1 protein-coding gene is annotated in these 209 nt (G+C 61.2%); it reads left to right on the forward strand.

Features of this window, described 5'->3' with window-relative positions:
- On the forward strand, positions 1 to 209 hold a 209-nt coding region (locus HX793_RS31490; protein ID WP_256733983.1), incomplete at both ends, for an AMP-binding protein.

The following is a 209-nucleotide window of genomic DNA, read 5'->3' on the forward strand; positions in this document are numbered from 1 at the left end:
GCACCGGACGTGAAGCTAGACGGCGATAACCTGGCCTACGTGATCTACACCTCCGGCTCCACCGGCATGCCAAAAGGCGTGGCAGTCTCCCATGGTCCGTTGGTGGCGCACATCATCGCCACCGGCGAGCGCTATGAAACATCGCCGGCTGACTGCGAACTGCACTTCATGTCGTTCGCCTTCGACGGCTCTCACGAAGGCTGGATGCA

Origin of the sequence: Pseudomonas reactans, assembly GCF_013387025.1 — a bacterium.
Taxonomy (GTDB): domain Bacteria; phylum Pseudomonadota; class Gammaproteobacteria; order Pseudomonadales; family Pseudomonadaceae; genus Aquipseudomonas; species Aquipseudomonas reactans.